Source organism: Pseudosulfitobacter pseudonitzschiae (assembly GCF_002222635.1).
Classification (GTDB): domain Bacteria; phylum Pseudomonadota; class Alphaproteobacteria; order Rhodobacterales; family Rhodobacteraceae; genus Pseudosulfitobacter; species Pseudosulfitobacter pseudonitzschiae_A.
In genome coordinates this window covers 347,932-362,099 of sequence record NZ_CP022416.1, presented here as the reverse complement: position 1 = coordinate 362,099, position 14,168 = coordinate 347,932, and the positions used below count along the sequence as shown (strand labels likewise).

Here is a 14,168-nt window from a genome sequence, read left to right as displayed (position 1 = left end):
CACCGTCCAAGTGACTAACAGAGTTACCCCAGGCCGGTGCAATGTTAACAGAATTACAATACGGACCCGTTTGGCGTGTTTTTCACAACATGACCGTTCTGAACGCTTGGCGGGTGCGTCTGTGCCATGACATAGCTGTGACATGACCCGTGCCAACCCGCAGCCCACGATCGCCATTGTCGATGACGATGCGCAGGTCCGCCAGACGCTTTCCGCTCTGCTCGAGCAGAGCGGTTATCGTGCGGTGACCTGTGCCGACAGTGCTGCGTTTCATGCGCTGGGTGATCCGCCCGCGATAGAACTGGCTTTGATCGACCTGCGACTGCGCGGCGAAAGCGGGCTGATGCTGGCCATACATATCCGCGAGAAATACAACCTGCCCATCGTCATGCTGACCGGAGTCGGCGACGAGATCGACAAGATCATCGGCCTGGAAACCGGCGCTGACGACTATCTGATAAAACCGTTCAACCCGCGCGAACTGGTCGCCCGCATTCGTGCTGTGCTGCGCCGCTATGGCCACGGCGCGGTGACACCGCCCGCCACCGGCCACGAGATCGGCTTTGGTGACAAGCGGGTGGATTTGCAAAAACGCGAACTGCAGGACGCAGCGGGCAATGAAATTCCGCTGACCAATGCGGAATACCGGCTGTTGGATTACTTTGTGCGCAATCCTGGCCGGATCATCCCGCGCCCCGAATTGCTGGACGAATTGGGCAGCGATTCCGAACGCTATCTGGACCGCACCATCGACGTGCTGATCCTGCGGTTGCGCCGCAAGATCGAACCGATCCCGTCCAAGCCCGTGCATCTGCAAACCCGCCGTGCACAGGGCTATATCTTTGTGCTGGACGGGCGCGGGGCATGACCGCGCGGGGTCTGTCGCGGCTGAGCATTCGCACGCGGCTGTTCTGCGCGATTGGCCTGCTGTCGGTGGTGGCCACAGTGATCGGTGTCATCGCCTTTTACACGCTGGCCCGCGCCGATCGCCAGATCGAACTGCTGCACAGCGTGTCACTGGCTGAAGTGTCCCGCGCGTTGGAGCTGTCGCAAAGCGCTGCGACCCTGTCAAAATCCGCGCCCTTCCTGCTGTCGCTGAACCCGCCCTTTGGCATTTCCACCGAAACCGACGAAATCTATGCGGCGATTGCGCGGCTTGAGACTATGGCGCAGGGCGACGCCGAACTGGGTCTGTCAGTGGCCCGTATGCGGGCGGCGGTTGATGATCTGGTGGACATCATCCCCCAGCAAAACCGGATTGGCCGCGATATTGACGCCATCGACGCCGATCTGGAACGGCTGTTGCGTCGTTACCGGCAATGGACCACGACGCGCGTCGCCACCACCTATCAGCGGCAAGCATGGTCGGCGCTGCAACAACTGGCGATGGAGGCCGTGGGAACCGCGCGGGCAACCACGCTGATTTCGATCGGGGAATTCCGCCAGCGCTATACCAAAATTCGCGCCGATATTCTGGCCGTCGCCACGCCGTTGGTCGCGGACAACGTGCAGGAAATCGACCGCACGATCACTCGCGACGATACGCTGTTCAATCTGGTTTATCGCAACCTCGCCATCTCGCTTGATGCTGAAAACGCCCTGTTCCGCATCCGCACCGAGGCAGAGCGCATCAACCAGTTGGCCGCGCAAAAGGTCACCGCCGCCCGTCAGCGGCTTGAGGCATCGCAGGCCGACACCCGCGCCCGTCTGGCTGTGGCGCAATGGGTGATGCTGGCGCTGATGGCGATCAGTCTGGTGGTCGCCGTGGTCTCGGCGGTGTTTGTTTCGCGCTATGTGGTGATGAACCTGCACCGCATCGCTCAGGCCATGCGACGGCTGGCGGCTGGCGACCGCGCCACGCGGCTGGAACGCAGGTTGGAAAGCGACGACGAGATTGGCCAGCTGTTCTCGGCCTTTCGTATCTTTCGCGCCAATGCGCTGCGGCTGGACCGCAATTCGCGGCTGATCCGGCGGCAGAACACGTTGTTTTCGCGGGTCTTCGAAAATATCACCGACGGGGTTGTGATCACTGCCGCGTCAGGCAGGATATTGGCGCAAAACTTGCGCACCCGCGATTTGCTGCGCCTGCCCGACACGGCACAGGCGCCTGAAACGGTGGACGATCTGTTGGCGCAATCGCCCTTTGCCCTGCGCGATACGGCGATGACGGCGGCGGGCTATCTGGAATACGAAAGCGCTGCGGGACACGTTCTGGAACTGCGCCGCTCGCCCTTTCCCGATGGGGGTGCAGTCTGGCTGTTTTCCGAAGTGACCGAACGGCGGCTGGTCGATGCGCGGCTGGCAGAAATCCAGCGGGTCGAGACGTTGGGCAAGGTCACAGGCGAGGTGGCCCACGATTTTGGCAACATCCTGTCCACAATCTCGGGCAATCTGCACCTGTTGGAACGCGCCGACCCCGAAACCGCCAGGCGGTTGCGCGCGCGGATCGAAGACGCGGTTGATCTGGGCGTTACCCTGACCGAACGGCTGCTGGCCTTTGCACGCAAACAGCATCTGGAACCGCAGCGCACCGATATTGTCGATCTGCTGAACGCCATGCGCGATCTGCTGGAAATCGCCCTGCCTGAAACCGCTGTTTTGTCCGTCACCACCCCCGATGGGCCGATCTGGGCGATGATCGACCCCGGACAGCTGGAAAGCGCGATCCTCAATCTGTGTGTCAACGCAGGACAAGCGATCAGCGACTCGGGCCATATCGAGATTTCGGTGGCCCGAACCGATGATGACCAGATCGCGCTGAGCGTGGCCGATGACGGCCACGGGATGCCCGCAGAAACGTTGCGATACGCGACCGAGCCGTTCTTTACCGCGCGCCGCGATGGCAGCGGCACGGGGTTGGGGCTGTCGATGGTTGACGGATTTGTGCACCAGTCCGGCGGCAGTCTGCACATCGCATCGCAGCCTGACGCGGGCACCACCGTTACCCTGTTGTTTCCCCCTATTGCCGAAGCCGCCGCACTTTCCGCCCGCCACGCAGGTTACGCGGTGGTGATTGATGACGACCCAAAGGCGCTGACCGCTGCCGCCACGGCCCTGCGCGCACACGGCTTTGACGTGACAACAGCGACCGACTATGCCAGCGGGCGGGCGTTGCTGACCGGTCCGCCCCCGCCCGATCTGGTGCTTAGCGATCTGAAACTGGACGCCCAGCACAGCGGTTGGGATCTGATCCGGTTGGCACTGGAGCGGCATCCGCAGACCCGTGCCGTCGCAATGTCCACGCAACTGCCCCGCGCTGACAGCATCGACCCCGCTGACAGGGATCGCTTTGCGCGGTTGGAAAAACCGGTCAGCGCCTTGGCGCTGGAACAGGTGCTGGCACGGCTTTTGCCCCCGACAGCAGATTAGCGCGCACCAAAACGCCCCCACACCAGGGCTGGCATGGGGGCGGGATATACGAGCCACACAGGTGCGCTGCGGTTATGCCGCGACGTTGCGGGTGTGTTCGCCTTCTTTCACCTCTTCGATGATCTTCGCCACGAAGGCAGGCAGATCCTCGGGGCTGCGCGAGGTGATGATGCCGTTGGAAATCGCCACCTCTTTATCGACCACATTGGCCCCAGCGTTTTTCAGATCGGTGCGGATCGAATGATACGAAGTCATTTCGCGGCCTTTGACCACGCCCGCCTCGATCAGCAACCAGGGCGCGTGGCAGATCGCTGCGACAATTTTGTCCTTGGCCACAAAGTCGCGCACCGTATGCACGGCTTTTTCGTCGGTGCGCAGGATGTCGGGGTTGATCTGGCCACCGGGCAGAACCAGACAAATGTAGTCGTCTACGTCCACGTCGGAAATCTTCAGATCCGCCTCGACACTTTCGCCCCAGTCGGATTCGTTCCACCCCTTGATGGCCTTGCCATCCGGCGTGGCGATATCGACGGTTGCACCGGCATCGCGCAACTCTTTCAGCGGGGTTTGCAGTTCGGATTGTTCAAAGCCATTGGTGGCCATGATCAGAATTTTTGCGTCGGTCATATTGGTCATTTCATATTCCCTTTTTGAAGTGTCCTGAACAGGCTCTGGCCACGGGGCCACTGCCTGTCTCGTCTGATGGGAAAACACATTGGCCCTGCCCCGCGTTCCATAGCGTCTGAAAGACTGGCAATAAGTAGCCAAACCCGAATCCTGCGAAAAACGGGTTGTGATCCGCAGTCTTCCGGACTAGCCCTATAGGGGAATAGCATCCGAACCGCCCGCGTGTGGCTGGATGCCAGACATATTATCCGTCGGGGGGCCCTTCTGGGCTGAGAGGTGCATGCACCGACCCGTCGAACCTGATCCGGGTTATACCGGCGTAGGGAACGGGTAGGTTGCGCACAAATCGCGCAGGCTCTTTTTCTACGCTGGTACGCCCAAACATGTTGGAGTTGTGCCAGTGCCAAGCAGACCCCCCATTGCGTTGACCATCGCCGGTTCGGACAGCGGCGGCGGTGCCGGTATTCAGGCCGACACCAAAACGATGTCCGCACATGGTGTCTTTGCCGCCAGCGTGCTGACGGCCATCACCGCGCAAAACACCACCGCCGTGACTGCAGTGCAGGAGGTGCCCGCCGATGTGGTCGCCGCGCAAATCCATGCGGTTCTATCCGATCTGGATGTGCGCGCGATCAAGCTGGGGATGCTGTCCAGCGCTGCAATCATCGAGGCAACAGCCGACGGGCTTGCCGGTTTTGCCGGCCCGATCGTGGTTGATCCCGTAATGATCGCCAAGACCGGCCACGCATTGCTGCATGACAGCGCCGTGGACGCGATGACGCGCCGGATATTGCCGCTGGCCACATTGCTGACCCCCAACCTGCCCGAAGCTGCGCGGCTGGTGGGCGATGCCTCTGCCATCTCGCCCGATGAAATGGCGGATCAGGCTATGCGACTTCTGGCGTTGGGGCCGCGCGCGGTGTTGATGAAAGGTGGCCACGCCAGCGGGCCGACCTGTACCGATGTTCTGGTCGATGCAAGCGGCGTTGTCGCCACACTGCGCGCCCCCCGCCTAGCCACGCGCAACACGCATGGCACCGGCTGCACCTATTCAGCGGCGATCGCGGCACAACTGGCTTTGGGGGAAAACCTGCCCGATGCGGTCACTGCCGCGCACCACTATTTGCAAGGGGCCATTGCCGCCGCTGACCGTTTGAACATCGGCGCGGGTCACGGCCCCGTCCATCATTTTCACAGGTGGTGGTGATGCACCGCGTTACTGTCATCGGCGCAGGCGTGGCGGGCCTGTGTGTGGCGCGCGCCCTGCTGGATCGCGGTGCGCAAGTTACCGTGCTGGACCGTTGTGCCACCCTTGGCCCGCAAGCCTGTTCGTGGTGGGCAGGTGGTATGCTGGCTCCGTTCTGCGAGGGCGAGAGTGCCGAAGAGCCGGTGGTGCGGCTGGGGCAGGAAGCCGCAGATTGGTGGGCCGCACAAACCCGAGCCGTCCATCGGCGTGGATCGCTTGTGGTGTCGCCCGCACGCGACACGGGTGATCTGGCCCGTTTTGCCCGGCGCACCCGCAATTTCCGCAGGCTGGAATCGCAAGAGATTGCGGAGCTTGAGCCCGATTTGGCAGGTCGCTTCGCCAAAGCTCTGCTGTTTGAATCCGAGGCCCATCTGGCCCCTCGCGCCGCCCTGCAACAATTGCGGGTTGGACTGGAGCGCGATGGCGCTGTCTTCGAACAGGCCGACGCCGATCCCGAAGCGCTGGCACGTCACGGCCTGACCATAGATTGCCGCGGCTTTCAGGCCCGCGCACAAATTCCCGACCTGCGCGGCGTCAAAGGTGAAATGCTGGTGCTGTCGTGCCCCGAGGTGACGTTGTCGCGCCCTGTGCGCCTGCTGCATCCGCGCGTGCCGCTCTATGTCGTGCCGCGCGGTGACGGAGTGTTCATGCTGGGTGCCACAATGGTTGAAGGCCGCGCAGGCCCCCATATCACGGCCCGCGCCCTGCTGGAACTGCTTAGCGCCGCCTATGCGCTGACCCCTGCCTTTGCCGAGGCCGAAGTGATCGAGATCGGCGTGGACAGCCGCCCCGCCTTTGCCGACAACCTGCCCCGCATCCGGCGCAACGGCAATCTGATCCGCGCCAACGGCTTGTATAGGCACGGGTTTTTGCTGGCTCCGGCGCTGGCCCGCATGGTCGCCACCCTGATTTTTGACAACATAACTCCCGAGGTGATGGATGAAACTGCAACTTAATGGTGAACCGCTCGACACGCCGCCGGTGACGTTGGCCGACCTGCTGGACGCTCAGGGGTTTGGTGGGGCCAAGATCGCAACCGCCGTCAACGGCAGCTTTGTTCCCGCCACAGCTCGCGCCGCCCGCATCCTGAACGATGGCGACCAGATCGAGGTTTTGGCCCCGATGCAGGGGGGCTGAGCGATGCGTGATTTTTACGGCACGTCCCTGTCGGGCGGCTTGATGCTGGGCACCGCCCAATATCCGTCGCCTGCGATTCTGGCCGATGCCTTCCGGCGCAGTGGCGCCGGCGTTGCCACGGTGTCGTTGCGCCGCGAAAGCGGGCAGGACCGTGCGGGGCAGGATTTCTGGCAGATGATCCGCGATCTGGGCGTGCATGTGCTGCCCAACACCGCCGGTTGCCACAGCGTGAAAGAGGCCGTGACCACCGCCCACATGGCCCGCGAGGTTTTCGACACCAAATGGATCAAACTGGAAGTGATCGGAGAGGAAGACACCCTGCAACCGGATGTTTTTGGTCTGGTCGAAGCGGCGCGCATCCTGTCCGAAGACGGCTTTCAGGTGTTCCCCTACACCACCGAGGATCTGGTCGTCGCCGACCGTCTGTTGCAGGCAGGCTGTGAGGTGCTGATGCCGTGGGGCGCGCCCATCGGCTCGGGTCTGGGGCTGAACAATATCTTCGGGCTGCGCGCGATGCGGGCGCATTTTCCCGATGTGCCGCTGGTGATTGATGCGGGGCTGGGCCTGCCGTCGCAGGCGGCGCGGGCGATGGAACTGGGCTTTGACGCGGTGCTGTTGAACACGGCCGTGGCCAAGGCGGGTGATCCCGCGATGATGGCCGAGGCCTTTGCAACCGCGATCCGCGCGGGCCGGTTGGCATTTGCCGCAGACCCGATGGAGCCGCGCGATATGGCTGCTCCGTCAACCCCCGTGATCGGCAAGGCGTTTCTACAATGACCCTCGACCGTTTCTACCCGATTTTCGACCGCGCCGACTGGATCGAACGGCTGGTGCCACTTGGCATCAAACTGGTGCAGTTGCGCATCAAGGACGCCAGCCCCGACATGATCCGCGCGCATGTACGCCGCGCGCAGGTCGTCTGTGTCGAGCATGGTTGCACACTGGTGCTGAACGATCACTGGCGCATCGCCATCGAAACCGGTTGCGACTGGCTGCATCTGGGTCAGGAGGATCTGGACGACGCCGACTTGGGCGCGATCCGCACGGCGGGTTTGCGTCTGGGTATCAGCACCCATGACCGGGCGGAACTGGCCCGTGCGATTTTGCTAGAGCCTGATTACATCGCGCTTGGGCCGATTTATCCGACAATCCTGAAACAGATGAAATGGCATCAGCAGGGCACGGCCAAACTGACCACATGGCGCAATCTGATCGGGGGTACGCCGTTGGTCGCCATCGGCGGCATGTCGGTTGAACGTGCCACAGGTGCCTTTGATGCTGGGGCCGATGTAGTGTCTGCGGTTACCGACATTACCCTGAACGACAGCCCCGAAGACCGCGTTGCTGCGTGGCTGGCGGTGACCAGATGAACCGCTATGCACGCCAGACGCAACTGCCTGAAGTGGGCGAAACCGGTCAACGCGCCATCGCCGCCGCGCGCGTGTTGGTGGTGGGAGCGGGCGGGCTGGCCGCCCCTGTCCTGCAATATCTGGCAGGTGCGGGTGTGGGGCATCTGACCCTTGTGGATGGTGACGTGGTGGCGCTGTCCAACCTGCATCGGCAAACCCTGTTCCGTGAAAACGACGTGGGTCGAACCAAGGCTGATGTGGCCGCGCAAACCCTGCGGCGATTGAATGGCAATTGCGACGTGGTGCCCCTGCCCTGCTCGCTTGATCCGGCGAATGCCGCAGAACTTGTCGCGCGTTCGACCCTTGTTCTGGACTGCGCCGACAGCTTCGCCGCCAGCTATATTCTGTCCGACACCTGCCATGCGCAGGGTGTGCCGCTGGTCAGCGCCTCGGTGTTGGGGTTTACAGGTTATGTGGGCGGGTTCTGCGGCTCTGCCCCGTCCCTGCGCGCCGTGTTTCCCGATCTGCCTGACCGTGCCGCAACCTGTGCCACAGCGGGGGTGATGGGGCCGGTCGTGGGTCTGGTCGGCGCGGCGATGGCGCAGATGGCCTTGGGTATTCTGATCGGGCAACGGCCGTCACCGCTGGGCCAGCTGATGCATTTCGACATGCAGGGGTTTCGCGCCAGCGGCTTTCGCTTCGACGGAACCCCGGAGCCTGAAGGCGGCCCGACCTTTATCGCGCCAAGCGATTTGACCGCGCAGGATTTCGTCGTCGAACTGCGCGATAGGGTCGACGCACCCGTGCCCGTCACACCCGCAGCCCTGCGCACCACCGTCGCAGAGTACCGTCAACACCTCGCCACGCCCCCGGACGGCCAACGCGCCGTTTTCGCCTGCCGCTCGGGCCTGCGCGCCTGGCAAGCGGCGGCGCATCTTCGGTCCCATTGGGCCGGAGAGATTTCCCTGATTGCAACGGGCGACACGCCCCCGACAGAAAGACACAACAAATGAAACTGACCGCTTTGACGACCGCACTGTCCCTGACCGCTGCCCCGCTGATGGCTGCCGACGATGTGACCCTGATGCTGGACTGGTTTGTGAACCCTGATCACGGGCCGATCATCGTGGCGCAAGAGATGGGGTACTTTGCCGCGCAAGACCTGAACGTAAACATCATCGCCCCCGCCGATCCGTCCGACCCGCCCAAGATGGTCGCCGCAGGCAAGGCCGATCTGGCGGTTTCGTACCAGCCGCAACTGCACCTGCACATCCACGAAGGTCTGCCTTTGCTGCGTGTCGGCACGTTGATTGCCACGCCGTTGAACTGCCTGCTGACGCTGGCCGATGGTCCGATCAAGACGCCTGCCGATTTGGCGGGCAAAAAGGTGGGCTTTTCCGTGGGTGGCGTCGAAGAGGCGATGATGGGCGCGATCCTGCGCCACAACGGCCTGCCTGTGGATGCGGTCGAGATGGTCAACGTGAACTGGTCGTTGTCGCCGTCGCTGATGTCCGGTCAGGTCGATGCGGTCATCGGTGCCTATCGCAATTTTGAACTGAACCAGATGCAGATAGAAGGCGTTGAAGGTAAATGCTTTTTCGTCGAGGAACACGGCCTGCCCGCCTATGACGAGCTGATCTATGTGGCCAATTCCGACACGATGGATACGGATATGATCGCCCGCTTTCTGGCTGCGACCGAAAAGGCGACGCAGTACATTATCAACCATCCCGACGAAAGCTGGCAGGTGTTCGCAGCCACATCCGCCGAATTGCGCGACGAATTGAATGCCCGCGCCTGGGCTGACACGATACCCCGTTTCGCGCTGCGCCCTGCGGCGATGGATGTGGGCCGCTATGCCACGTTCGAGGCGTTCCTGCACGCCGCGCAACTGGTCCCCGACCAGACACCGGTGTCCGGCATCACCATCGACGTGACTGCGCCATGACGGCCCCTGACTATGGTAAAACCTTTGCGCTGTGGCGGGCGGGTGCGGCGGGTGTCTGGGCCGATTATACCCGCCACGCCTTTGTGCAGGGGTTGAGCGACGGCACGCTGCCGCGCGCTGCGTTCCTGCGCTATCTGGTACAGGATTACGTGTTTTTGGTACATTTCTCGCGGGCGTGGTCGCTGGGTGTGATCAAGTCGGAAACGCTTGGGGAAATGAAGGTGTGCGCGGGCACTGTCGATGCGCTGGTCAACCATGAGATGTCGTTGCATGTGCAAACCTGTGCCGCCGCAGGCATCGACGAACACGCCCTGTTCACCGCGCCCGAGGCAGTCGAGAATCTGGCCTATACCCGCTATGTCATGGACGCGGGCGCACAGGGCGATTTTCTTGATCTGATGGCAGCACTTGCGCCCTGCGTGATGGGCTATGGCGAGATCGGCCTGCGGCTGGCGCAGGAACGCGCGGCCGATACGCCCTACGCTGACTGGATCGATACCTATGCCGATGCCGGTTACCAGCAGGTCTGCACCACTGTCGGCACGATGATCGACACCGCAGTGGCGCGGCGTGTCGGGGATCTGGCAAGCGCGCCGCGCAGACAGGCCATACAAGACCGCTTTACCAAGGCGACCACGCTAGAGGTCGGGTTCTGGCAGATGGGGCTGACCGGCCCATGACCGCACCTTTTGGCATCAGGGTCGCAGGCCAGCACCGCATTAATGGGCACCTGTTGTTTGACGCCGATATCACCCTGCCCGCTGGGCGGTGGACCTGTTTGTTGGGGCGATCGGGTGTGGGAAAATCCACCGTCCTGCGGCTGATACCGGGGTTGGAAACGGGCGGGCGGTTTACCGGTACGGTGACGGCGACCGATGGCAAGCCTTTGCAGGGGCGTATCAGCTATATGGCGCAGTCGGACCTGTTGTTGCCGTGGCTGTCTGCGCTGGAAAACGTGTTGATCGGTGCACGTCTGCGCGGGGCGCAGGCGGATGTGGCGCGGGCGCGCAGGCTGTTGGACCGTGTCGGGTTGCTGTCCCATGCGGACAAGCGGCCCCACATGCTGTCGGGCGGCATGCGCCAGCGCACCGCGCTGGCCCGCACGCTGTTCGAAAACCGTCCGCTGGTTTTGCTGGACGAGCCGTTTTCGGCGCTGGACGCAGGCACCCGCGCCGATATGCAGGAACTGGCCGCCGAGGTTTTGCAGGGCCGTACCGTGCTGCTGGTCACCCACGACCCGTCCGAGGCGACCCGCCTGGCGGACCAGATTATTGTCATGACTGCACGACAGACCAGCATCTGGCCGGTGCCCGACACCCCTGCTCTGCGGGCCATTGACGACCCACGCACCTTTGACTGTCAGACCCGTCTGCTGGCGCACCTGCGGGCGGCGGCATGAGGGCGCGCGACATAGCACTGGCGGTGCTGCTGGGGTTGGCGTCGTGGCAGGGGCTGGTGATGCTGACGGGTGCGCCGCACTTTATCCTGCCAGCGCCGTGGCGGGTGGCACAGGCGGCATACCACAGCCGTGCGGTCATTGCCGAAAACGCCAGTGTCACCGCCATCGAAGTGCTGCTGGGTCTGGTGCTGGGCACGCTGCTGGGCGTGGTTACCGCGATCCAACTGGCGCTGTCAAAAACGGCTGAGCGGTTGTTGCTGCCCGTTCTGGTCTTTACCCAAGCGGTCCCTGTCTTTGCGCTGGCGCCACTGCTGACGCTTTGGTTCGGTTACGGCATGGGGTCCAAGGTCGTGATGGCGGTGCTGATCATCTATTTTCCGGTCACGGCAGCATTTCACGACGGGCTGACGCGTGTTGATCAGGGCCTGCGCGATCTGGCGGTGACGATGGGCGCGGGCAAATACAGGTTCATGCGTCACGTGCAAATTCCCAACGCCCTGCCCGGTCTGGGCACAGGGCTGAAGCTGGCGGCAGTCTATGCGCCGATCGGGGCGGTGATCGGTGAATGGGTGGGCGCGTCGAAAGGGTTGGGTTATTTGATGCTGCTGGCCAATGGCCGCGCCAAGATCGACCTGATGTTTGCCAGCCTGATCGTGTTGGCAGTGCTGACCGTGGCGCTGCACATCACTGTGGGCCATCTGGCCGACCGTCTGACGCGCTATGCCACGGGTGCGGCGGAGCTGAACCCCTGAGCCATTGCCCAAGGGTTCAGCTGTCTGCTATCAGCGGGCAAGCCCCAGCGATTGCAGATAGGCGACGGATGGCAAAATGCCTGCCTTGTCGCGCAGTTCCAGTATCAGGCGCGGGTTGCTGTCAAACTCGCCCAGGGCACGAAAGACGGATTCCCAGCGAATGGTTCCCTCTCCGATCGCCCAATGACGGTCGGCATAGCCGTCGGCATCTTGCAGGTGGATGTGCTGCAACCGGTTGGCCGCGCGGCGCACGTAGTAGTCAACCGGAGCCGCACCGTTGGTGCCGTGGGCGTAATGCGCGTGACCGGTGTCGATCGACACGGCCATCGCGGGCGAACTAAAGCTGTCGGCCAGCGCGCAGCGGATATCGGGGTCGATGTCCTCGATGTTCTCGATCACCATTGTCACGCCGCAATCTTCGGCGCGTTTTACCACTTCGTCCATCGTGTCATGGCAGTTTTCCAACAGCCGGTCGTATTCCTTGCGCTCGGGCGCGTTGTCGAGATTGTTATAGCTCCATGTGGTATAGGGGCTGTGGATGACCATCTGCGTGGCCCCCAGATGTTCGCAAACTTCTATGCCCTGCAAATGCTTGCGCCGGTTCAGCGCGCGCATTTCGGTGTCGGGGCTGGCGATGTTCAGCCCCCAGAACGGGCCGTGGATGCCCAATCGTCCGGTATAGCCCGTCAGCAGGGTGCGGGCGTGGTCAGCGACCGTTTTCCAGTCGCCGTTCAGCAGGTCGGCATCGCAGAAATCCTGAATTTCCAGATCGCGGTTTTCGGACAGGATGAAATCCTGAAGCGTCTCGAGCGTGGTCGTCGGAATGGCGACACCCAGCAGCGGAAGGTCGGTCATGGTGTATTCCTTGAGGGTTGGGGAAAGGGGAAAGTCAGATTGTGGCAACGTCTTCGACGGTGCGCTGTGTCAACCGGGCCAGCAGCTCTTGTAGGGCGCGGGCGCCGTGAGCCACATGATCGGCCCCCGCCGCCCGCAGCCTGTCGGCATGGCCCGCACGGTGGTCGGTTGGCCCGACAAAGCCGATGGCCATCACGCCAGCCGCCCGTGCGCACCGGATGCCGTGGGTATTGTCGTCGACGAACACAGCGCGTTCTGCGGCGGTTTTCATCTGCGCCAGACAATGCAACGCCAGATCCGGCGCCGGCTTGCTGTGCTGCACATGGTCGGCGCTGTAGATATGCGGCCCGAAAAAGGCTGCAAGCGGCGTGCGGCCAAGGCTGTTGCCCAGCCGCGCCACGCTGCTGTTGGAGGCCACGCACATCGGAACCTGCAGGGATGCCAGAACACTGTGCATCCCCTGCACCGGCGACACGCCATCGTCGAACAATGCCGACATACGTGCATCGGCATCCATGATGACAGGCGCGGATGCCAGCCCCAAACGTTCTATCAACGCACAGGTTTCGCCGTAACCCGCGCCCGAAAACATGCGTTCGGCCGCCAGCGCTGCCATTGGCACGCCCGCATCGGTGATCGCGCCGGCCAATGCGGTGGCACCTATCGTCTCGCTGTCGATCAGAACTCCGTCGCAGTCGAAAATAACCAGATCCACATTGCTCATGCCGCCATCTCCCGTGCCATGATCTCTTGGGCCAGTCGCGGGTCATCTGTGGTCAGGTATCCCACCCCGCGGCGCAACCAACGCGTAATCTGGTCGGGGTCGTTCAACGTCCAGACGCCAAGCCTTTGCAACGGCAGCCGTGCCGTGATGCTGTCGAATTCACGTGCCAACAGGTCGTGATGTACGGCCATGACACCAATAAGGTCGCCCAATCCGGCAATGAACGTCTGCACGCCGCCCTGACGGTTGATCCAATCTTCGTTCACTGAAACCATGCGCGCGAATTCCGGCGCGGTATCACGGATCAAACGCAGCACACCGGTGTCGAAACTATGCAGTACCGTACGGCTTTCCAGCTCGTAGGCACGCAACATCCCGACCGTGGCTGCAACTAGTGTCGGATCATAGTAGCCGTTTTCATCTGCCTTGATTTCAGGATAGATTTGCAAACCAGCAACGGGCGCAAGAATGTCTAGAACTTCGGACAACAGCGGAACACCCTCGTCGATTTCTCCATCGGGGCCGATCAGCCGCACGGCGTGGCGACTGTTGTCTGTCAATGCACGCACCGGCCCTGTGCCCGTTGTGGTGCGGTCCAGCGTCGCATCGTGGATCACCAGAACCTCGCCGCCTGCACCAAGGTGCAGATCGAATTCCACTGCACCAACGCCAAGCGCCAGCACGTTGCGAAACCCCTGAAGCGAATTTTCTGCCCACAAATTGCGGGCACCACGGTGGGCGATGATTTTGGTCACGCAAAAC

16 protein-coding genes and 1 riboswitch are annotated in these 14,168 nt (G+C 62.5%); of the genes, 12 read left to right on the top strand and 4 right to left on the bottom strand.

Annotation, left to right across the window (positions count from 1 at the left end; genetic code table 11):
• Nucleotides 1-142 precede the first annotated feature (142 nt).
• Entirely contained in the window at nucleotides 143-868 is a 726-nt protein-coding gene (locus tag SULPSESMR1_RS19305; protein ID WP_089422694.1) for a response regulator, read from the top strand.
• Complete coding sequence (locus SULPSESMR1_RS19300) at nucleotides 865-3,369, top strand: ATP-binding protein (protein WP_089422693.1); 2,505 nt, start codon at nucleotides 865-867, stop codon at nucleotides 3,367-3,369. Before SULPSESMR1_RS19305 ends, SULPSESMR1_RS19300 begins: the two co-directional genes overlap by 4 nt.
• Nucleotides 3,370-3,441: 72 nt before the next feature.
• On the opposite strand, the gene SULPSESMR1_RS19295 is transcribed toward SULPSESMR1_RS19300, so the two are convergent.
• Nucleotides 3,442-4,005 carry a type 1 glutamine amidotransferase domain-containing protein gene (locus SULPSESMR1_RS19295; protein WP_089422692.1) on the bottom strand — a complete coding sequence of 188 codons (564 nt, stop codon included), beginning with the start codon at nucleotides 4,003-4,005 and terminating at the stop codon, nucleotides 3,442-3,444.
• 233 nt (nucleotides 4,006-4,238) lie between these two features.
• A riboswitch (TPP riboswitch) is annotated at nucleotides 4,239-4,339 on the top strand.
• A gap of 57 nt (nucleotides 4,340-4,396) precedes the next feature.
• Between SULPSESMR1_RS19295 and thiD the strand changes: the two genes are divergently transcribed.
• The 10 genes from thiD to SULPSESMR1_RS19245 are packed head-to-tail and all read left to right on the top strand — an operon-like array spanning nucleotide 4,397 to nucleotide 11,827.
• Nucleotides 4,397-5,203, top strand: a complete 807-nt coding sequence (gene thiD / locus SULPSESMR1_RS19290) for a bifunctional hydroxymethylpyrimidine kinase/phosphomethylpyrimidine kinase (RefSeq protein ID WP_421086459.1) — start codon at nucleotides 4,397-4,399, stop codon at nucleotides 5,201-5,203.
• Nucleotides 5,203-6,198: an FAD-dependent oxidoreductase gene (locus SULPSESMR1_RS19285; RefSeq protein ID WP_089422690.1), complete on the top strand. Its 996-nt coding sequence runs from the start codon at nucleotides 5,203-5,205 to the stop codon at nucleotides 6,196-6,198. The genes thiD and SULPSESMR1_RS19285 overlap by 1 nt, the downstream gene beginning before the upstream one ends.
• Nucleotides 6,182-6,379, top strand: coding sequence for a sulfur carrier protein ThiS (thiS, locus tag SULPSESMR1_RS19280; protein ID WP_089422689.1), 198 nt, complete (start codon nucleotides 6,182-6,184; stop codon nucleotides 6,377-6,379). The genes SULPSESMR1_RS19285 and thiS overlap by 17 nt, the downstream gene beginning before the upstream one ends.
• A 3-nt stretch (nucleotides 6,380-6,382) precedes the next feature.
• Nucleotides 6,383-7,156 carry a thiazole synthase gene (locus SULPSESMR1_RS19275; protein WP_089422688.1) on the top strand — a complete coding sequence of 258 codons (774 nt, stop codon included), beginning with the start codon at nucleotides 6,383-6,385 and terminating at the stop codon, nucleotides 7,154-7,156.
• Nucleotides 7,153-7,749, top strand: coding sequence for a thiamine phosphate synthase (locus SULPSESMR1_RS19270; RefSeq protein WP_089422687.1), 597 nt, complete (start codon nucleotides 7,153-7,155; stop codon nucleotides 7,747-7,749). Before SULPSESMR1_RS19275 ends, SULPSESMR1_RS19270 begins: the two co-directional genes overlap by 4 nt.
• Nucleotides 7,746-8,741, top strand: coding sequence for a HesA/MoeB/ThiF family protein (locus tag SULPSESMR1_RS19265; protein ID WP_198362903.1), 996 nt, complete (start codon nucleotides 7,746-7,748; stop codon nucleotides 8,739-8,741). The genes SULPSESMR1_RS19270 and SULPSESMR1_RS19265 overlap by 4 nt, the downstream gene beginning before the upstream one ends.
• Nucleotides 8,738-9,676, top strand: a complete 939-nt coding sequence (locus SULPSESMR1_RS19260) for an ABC transporter substrate-binding protein (protein ID WP_089422685.1) — start codon at nucleotides 8,738-8,740, stop codon at nucleotides 9,674-9,676. The genes SULPSESMR1_RS19265 and SULPSESMR1_RS19260 overlap by 4 nt, the downstream gene beginning before the upstream one ends.
• Complete coding sequence (locus SULPSESMR1_RS19255) at nucleotides 9,673-10,356, top strand: TenA family protein (protein WP_089422684.1); 684 nt, start codon at nucleotides 9,673-9,675, stop codon at nucleotides 10,354-10,356. The genes SULPSESMR1_RS19260 and SULPSESMR1_RS19255 overlap by 4 nt, the downstream gene beginning before the upstream one ends.
• Entirely contained in the window at nucleotides 10,353-11,075 is a 723-nt protein-coding gene (locus tag SULPSESMR1_RS19250) for an ABC transporter ATP-binding protein (RefSeq protein WP_089422683.1), read from the top strand. Before SULPSESMR1_RS19255 ends, SULPSESMR1_RS19250 begins: the two co-directional genes overlap by 4 nt.
• Nucleotides 11,072-11,827, top strand: a complete 756-nt coding sequence (locus SULPSESMR1_RS19245; RefSeq protein ID WP_089422682.1) for an ABC transporter permease — start codon at nucleotides 11,072-11,074, stop codon at nucleotides 11,825-11,827. The genes SULPSESMR1_RS19250 and SULPSESMR1_RS19245 overlap by 4 nt, the downstream gene beginning before the upstream one ends.
• A gap of 30 nt (nucleotides 11,828-11,857) precedes the next feature.
• Here SULPSESMR1_RS19245 and SULPSESMR1_RS19240 read toward each other — a convergent pair whose 3' ends face one another.
• The 3 genes from SULPSESMR1_RS19240 to SULPSESMR1_RS19230 are packed head-to-tail and all read right to left on the bottom strand — an operon-like array spanning nucleotide 11,858 to nucleotide 14,161.
• Nucleotides 11,858-12,682: a sugar phosphate isomerase/epimerase family protein gene (locus SULPSESMR1_RS19240; protein WP_089422681.1), complete on the bottom strand. Its 825-nt coding sequence runs from the start codon at nucleotides 12,680-12,682 to the stop codon at nucleotides 11,858-11,860.
• Nucleotides 12,683-12,716: 34 nt separating this feature from the next.
• On the bottom strand, nucleotides 12,717-13,406 hold the full coding sequence (locus SULPSESMR1_RS19235; RefSeq protein WP_089422680.1) for an HAD-IA family hydrolase: 690 nt from the start codon (nucleotides 13,404-13,406) through the stop codon (nucleotides 12,717-12,719).
• Nucleotides 13,403-14,161, bottom strand: coding sequence for a glycerophosphodiester phosphodiesterase family protein (locus SULPSESMR1_RS19230; protein WP_089422679.1), 759 nt, complete (start codon nucleotides 14,159-14,161; stop codon nucleotides 13,403-13,405). Before SULPSESMR1_RS19230 ends, SULPSESMR1_RS19235 begins: the two co-directional genes overlap by 4 nt.
• Between the last annotated feature and the right edge of the window lie 7 nt (nucleotides 14,162-14,168).

Coding starts and splice junctions, on each gene's coding strand:
- SULPSESMR1_RS19305 (WP_089422694.1), top strand. CDS start 143: ATGACCCGTGCCAACCCGCAGCCCACGATCGCCATTGTCGATGACGAT.
- SULPSESMR1_RS19300 (WP_089422693.1), top strand. CDS start 865: ATGACCGCGCGGGGTCTGTCGCGGCTGAGCATTCGCACGCGGCTGTTC.
- SULPSESMR1_RS19295 (WP_089422692.1), bottom strand. CDS start 4,005: ATGACCAATATGACCGACGCAAAAATTCTGATCATGGCCACCAATGGC.
- SULPSESMR1_RS19285 (WP_089422690.1), top strand. CDS start 5,203: ATGCACCGCGTTACTGTCATCGGCGCAGGCGTGGCGGGCCTGTGTGTG.
- thiS (WP_089422689.1), top strand. CDS start 6,182: ATGAAACTGCAACTTAATGGTGAACCGCTCGACACGCCGCCGGTGACG.
- SULPSESMR1_RS19275 (WP_089422688.1), top strand. CDS start 6,383: ATGCGTGATTTTTACGGCACGTCCCTGTCGGGCGGCTTGATGCTGGGC.
- SULPSESMR1_RS19270 (WP_089422687.1), top strand. CDS start 7,153: ATGACCCTCGACCGTTTCTACCCGATTTTCGACCGCGCCGACTGGATC.
- SULPSESMR1_RS19265 (WP_198362903.1), top strand. CDS start 7,746: ATGAACCGCTATGCACGCCAGACGCAACTGCCTGAAGTGGGCGAAACC.
- SULPSESMR1_RS19260 (WP_089422685.1), top strand. CDS start 8,738: ATGAAACTGACCGCTTTGACGACCGCACTGTCCCTGACCGCTGCCCCG.
- SULPSESMR1_RS19255 (WP_089422684.1), top strand. CDS start 9,673: ATGACGGCCCCTGACTATGGTAAAACCTTTGCGCTGTGGCGGGCGGGT.
- SULPSESMR1_RS19250 (WP_089422683.1), top strand. CDS start 10,353: ATGACCGCACCTTTTGGCATCAGGGTCGCAGGCCAGCACCGCATTAAT.
- SULPSESMR1_RS19245 (WP_089422682.1), top strand. CDS start 11,072: ATGAGGGCGCGCGACATAGCACTGGCGGTGCTGCTGGGGTTGGCGTCG.
- SULPSESMR1_RS19240 (WP_089422681.1), bottom strand. CDS start 12,682: ATGACCGACCTTCCGCTGCTGGGTGTCGCCATTCCGACGACCACGCTC.
- SULPSESMR1_RS19235 (WP_089422680.1), bottom strand. CDS start 13,406: ATGAGCAATGTGGATCTGGTTATTTTCGACTGCGACGGAGTTCTGATC.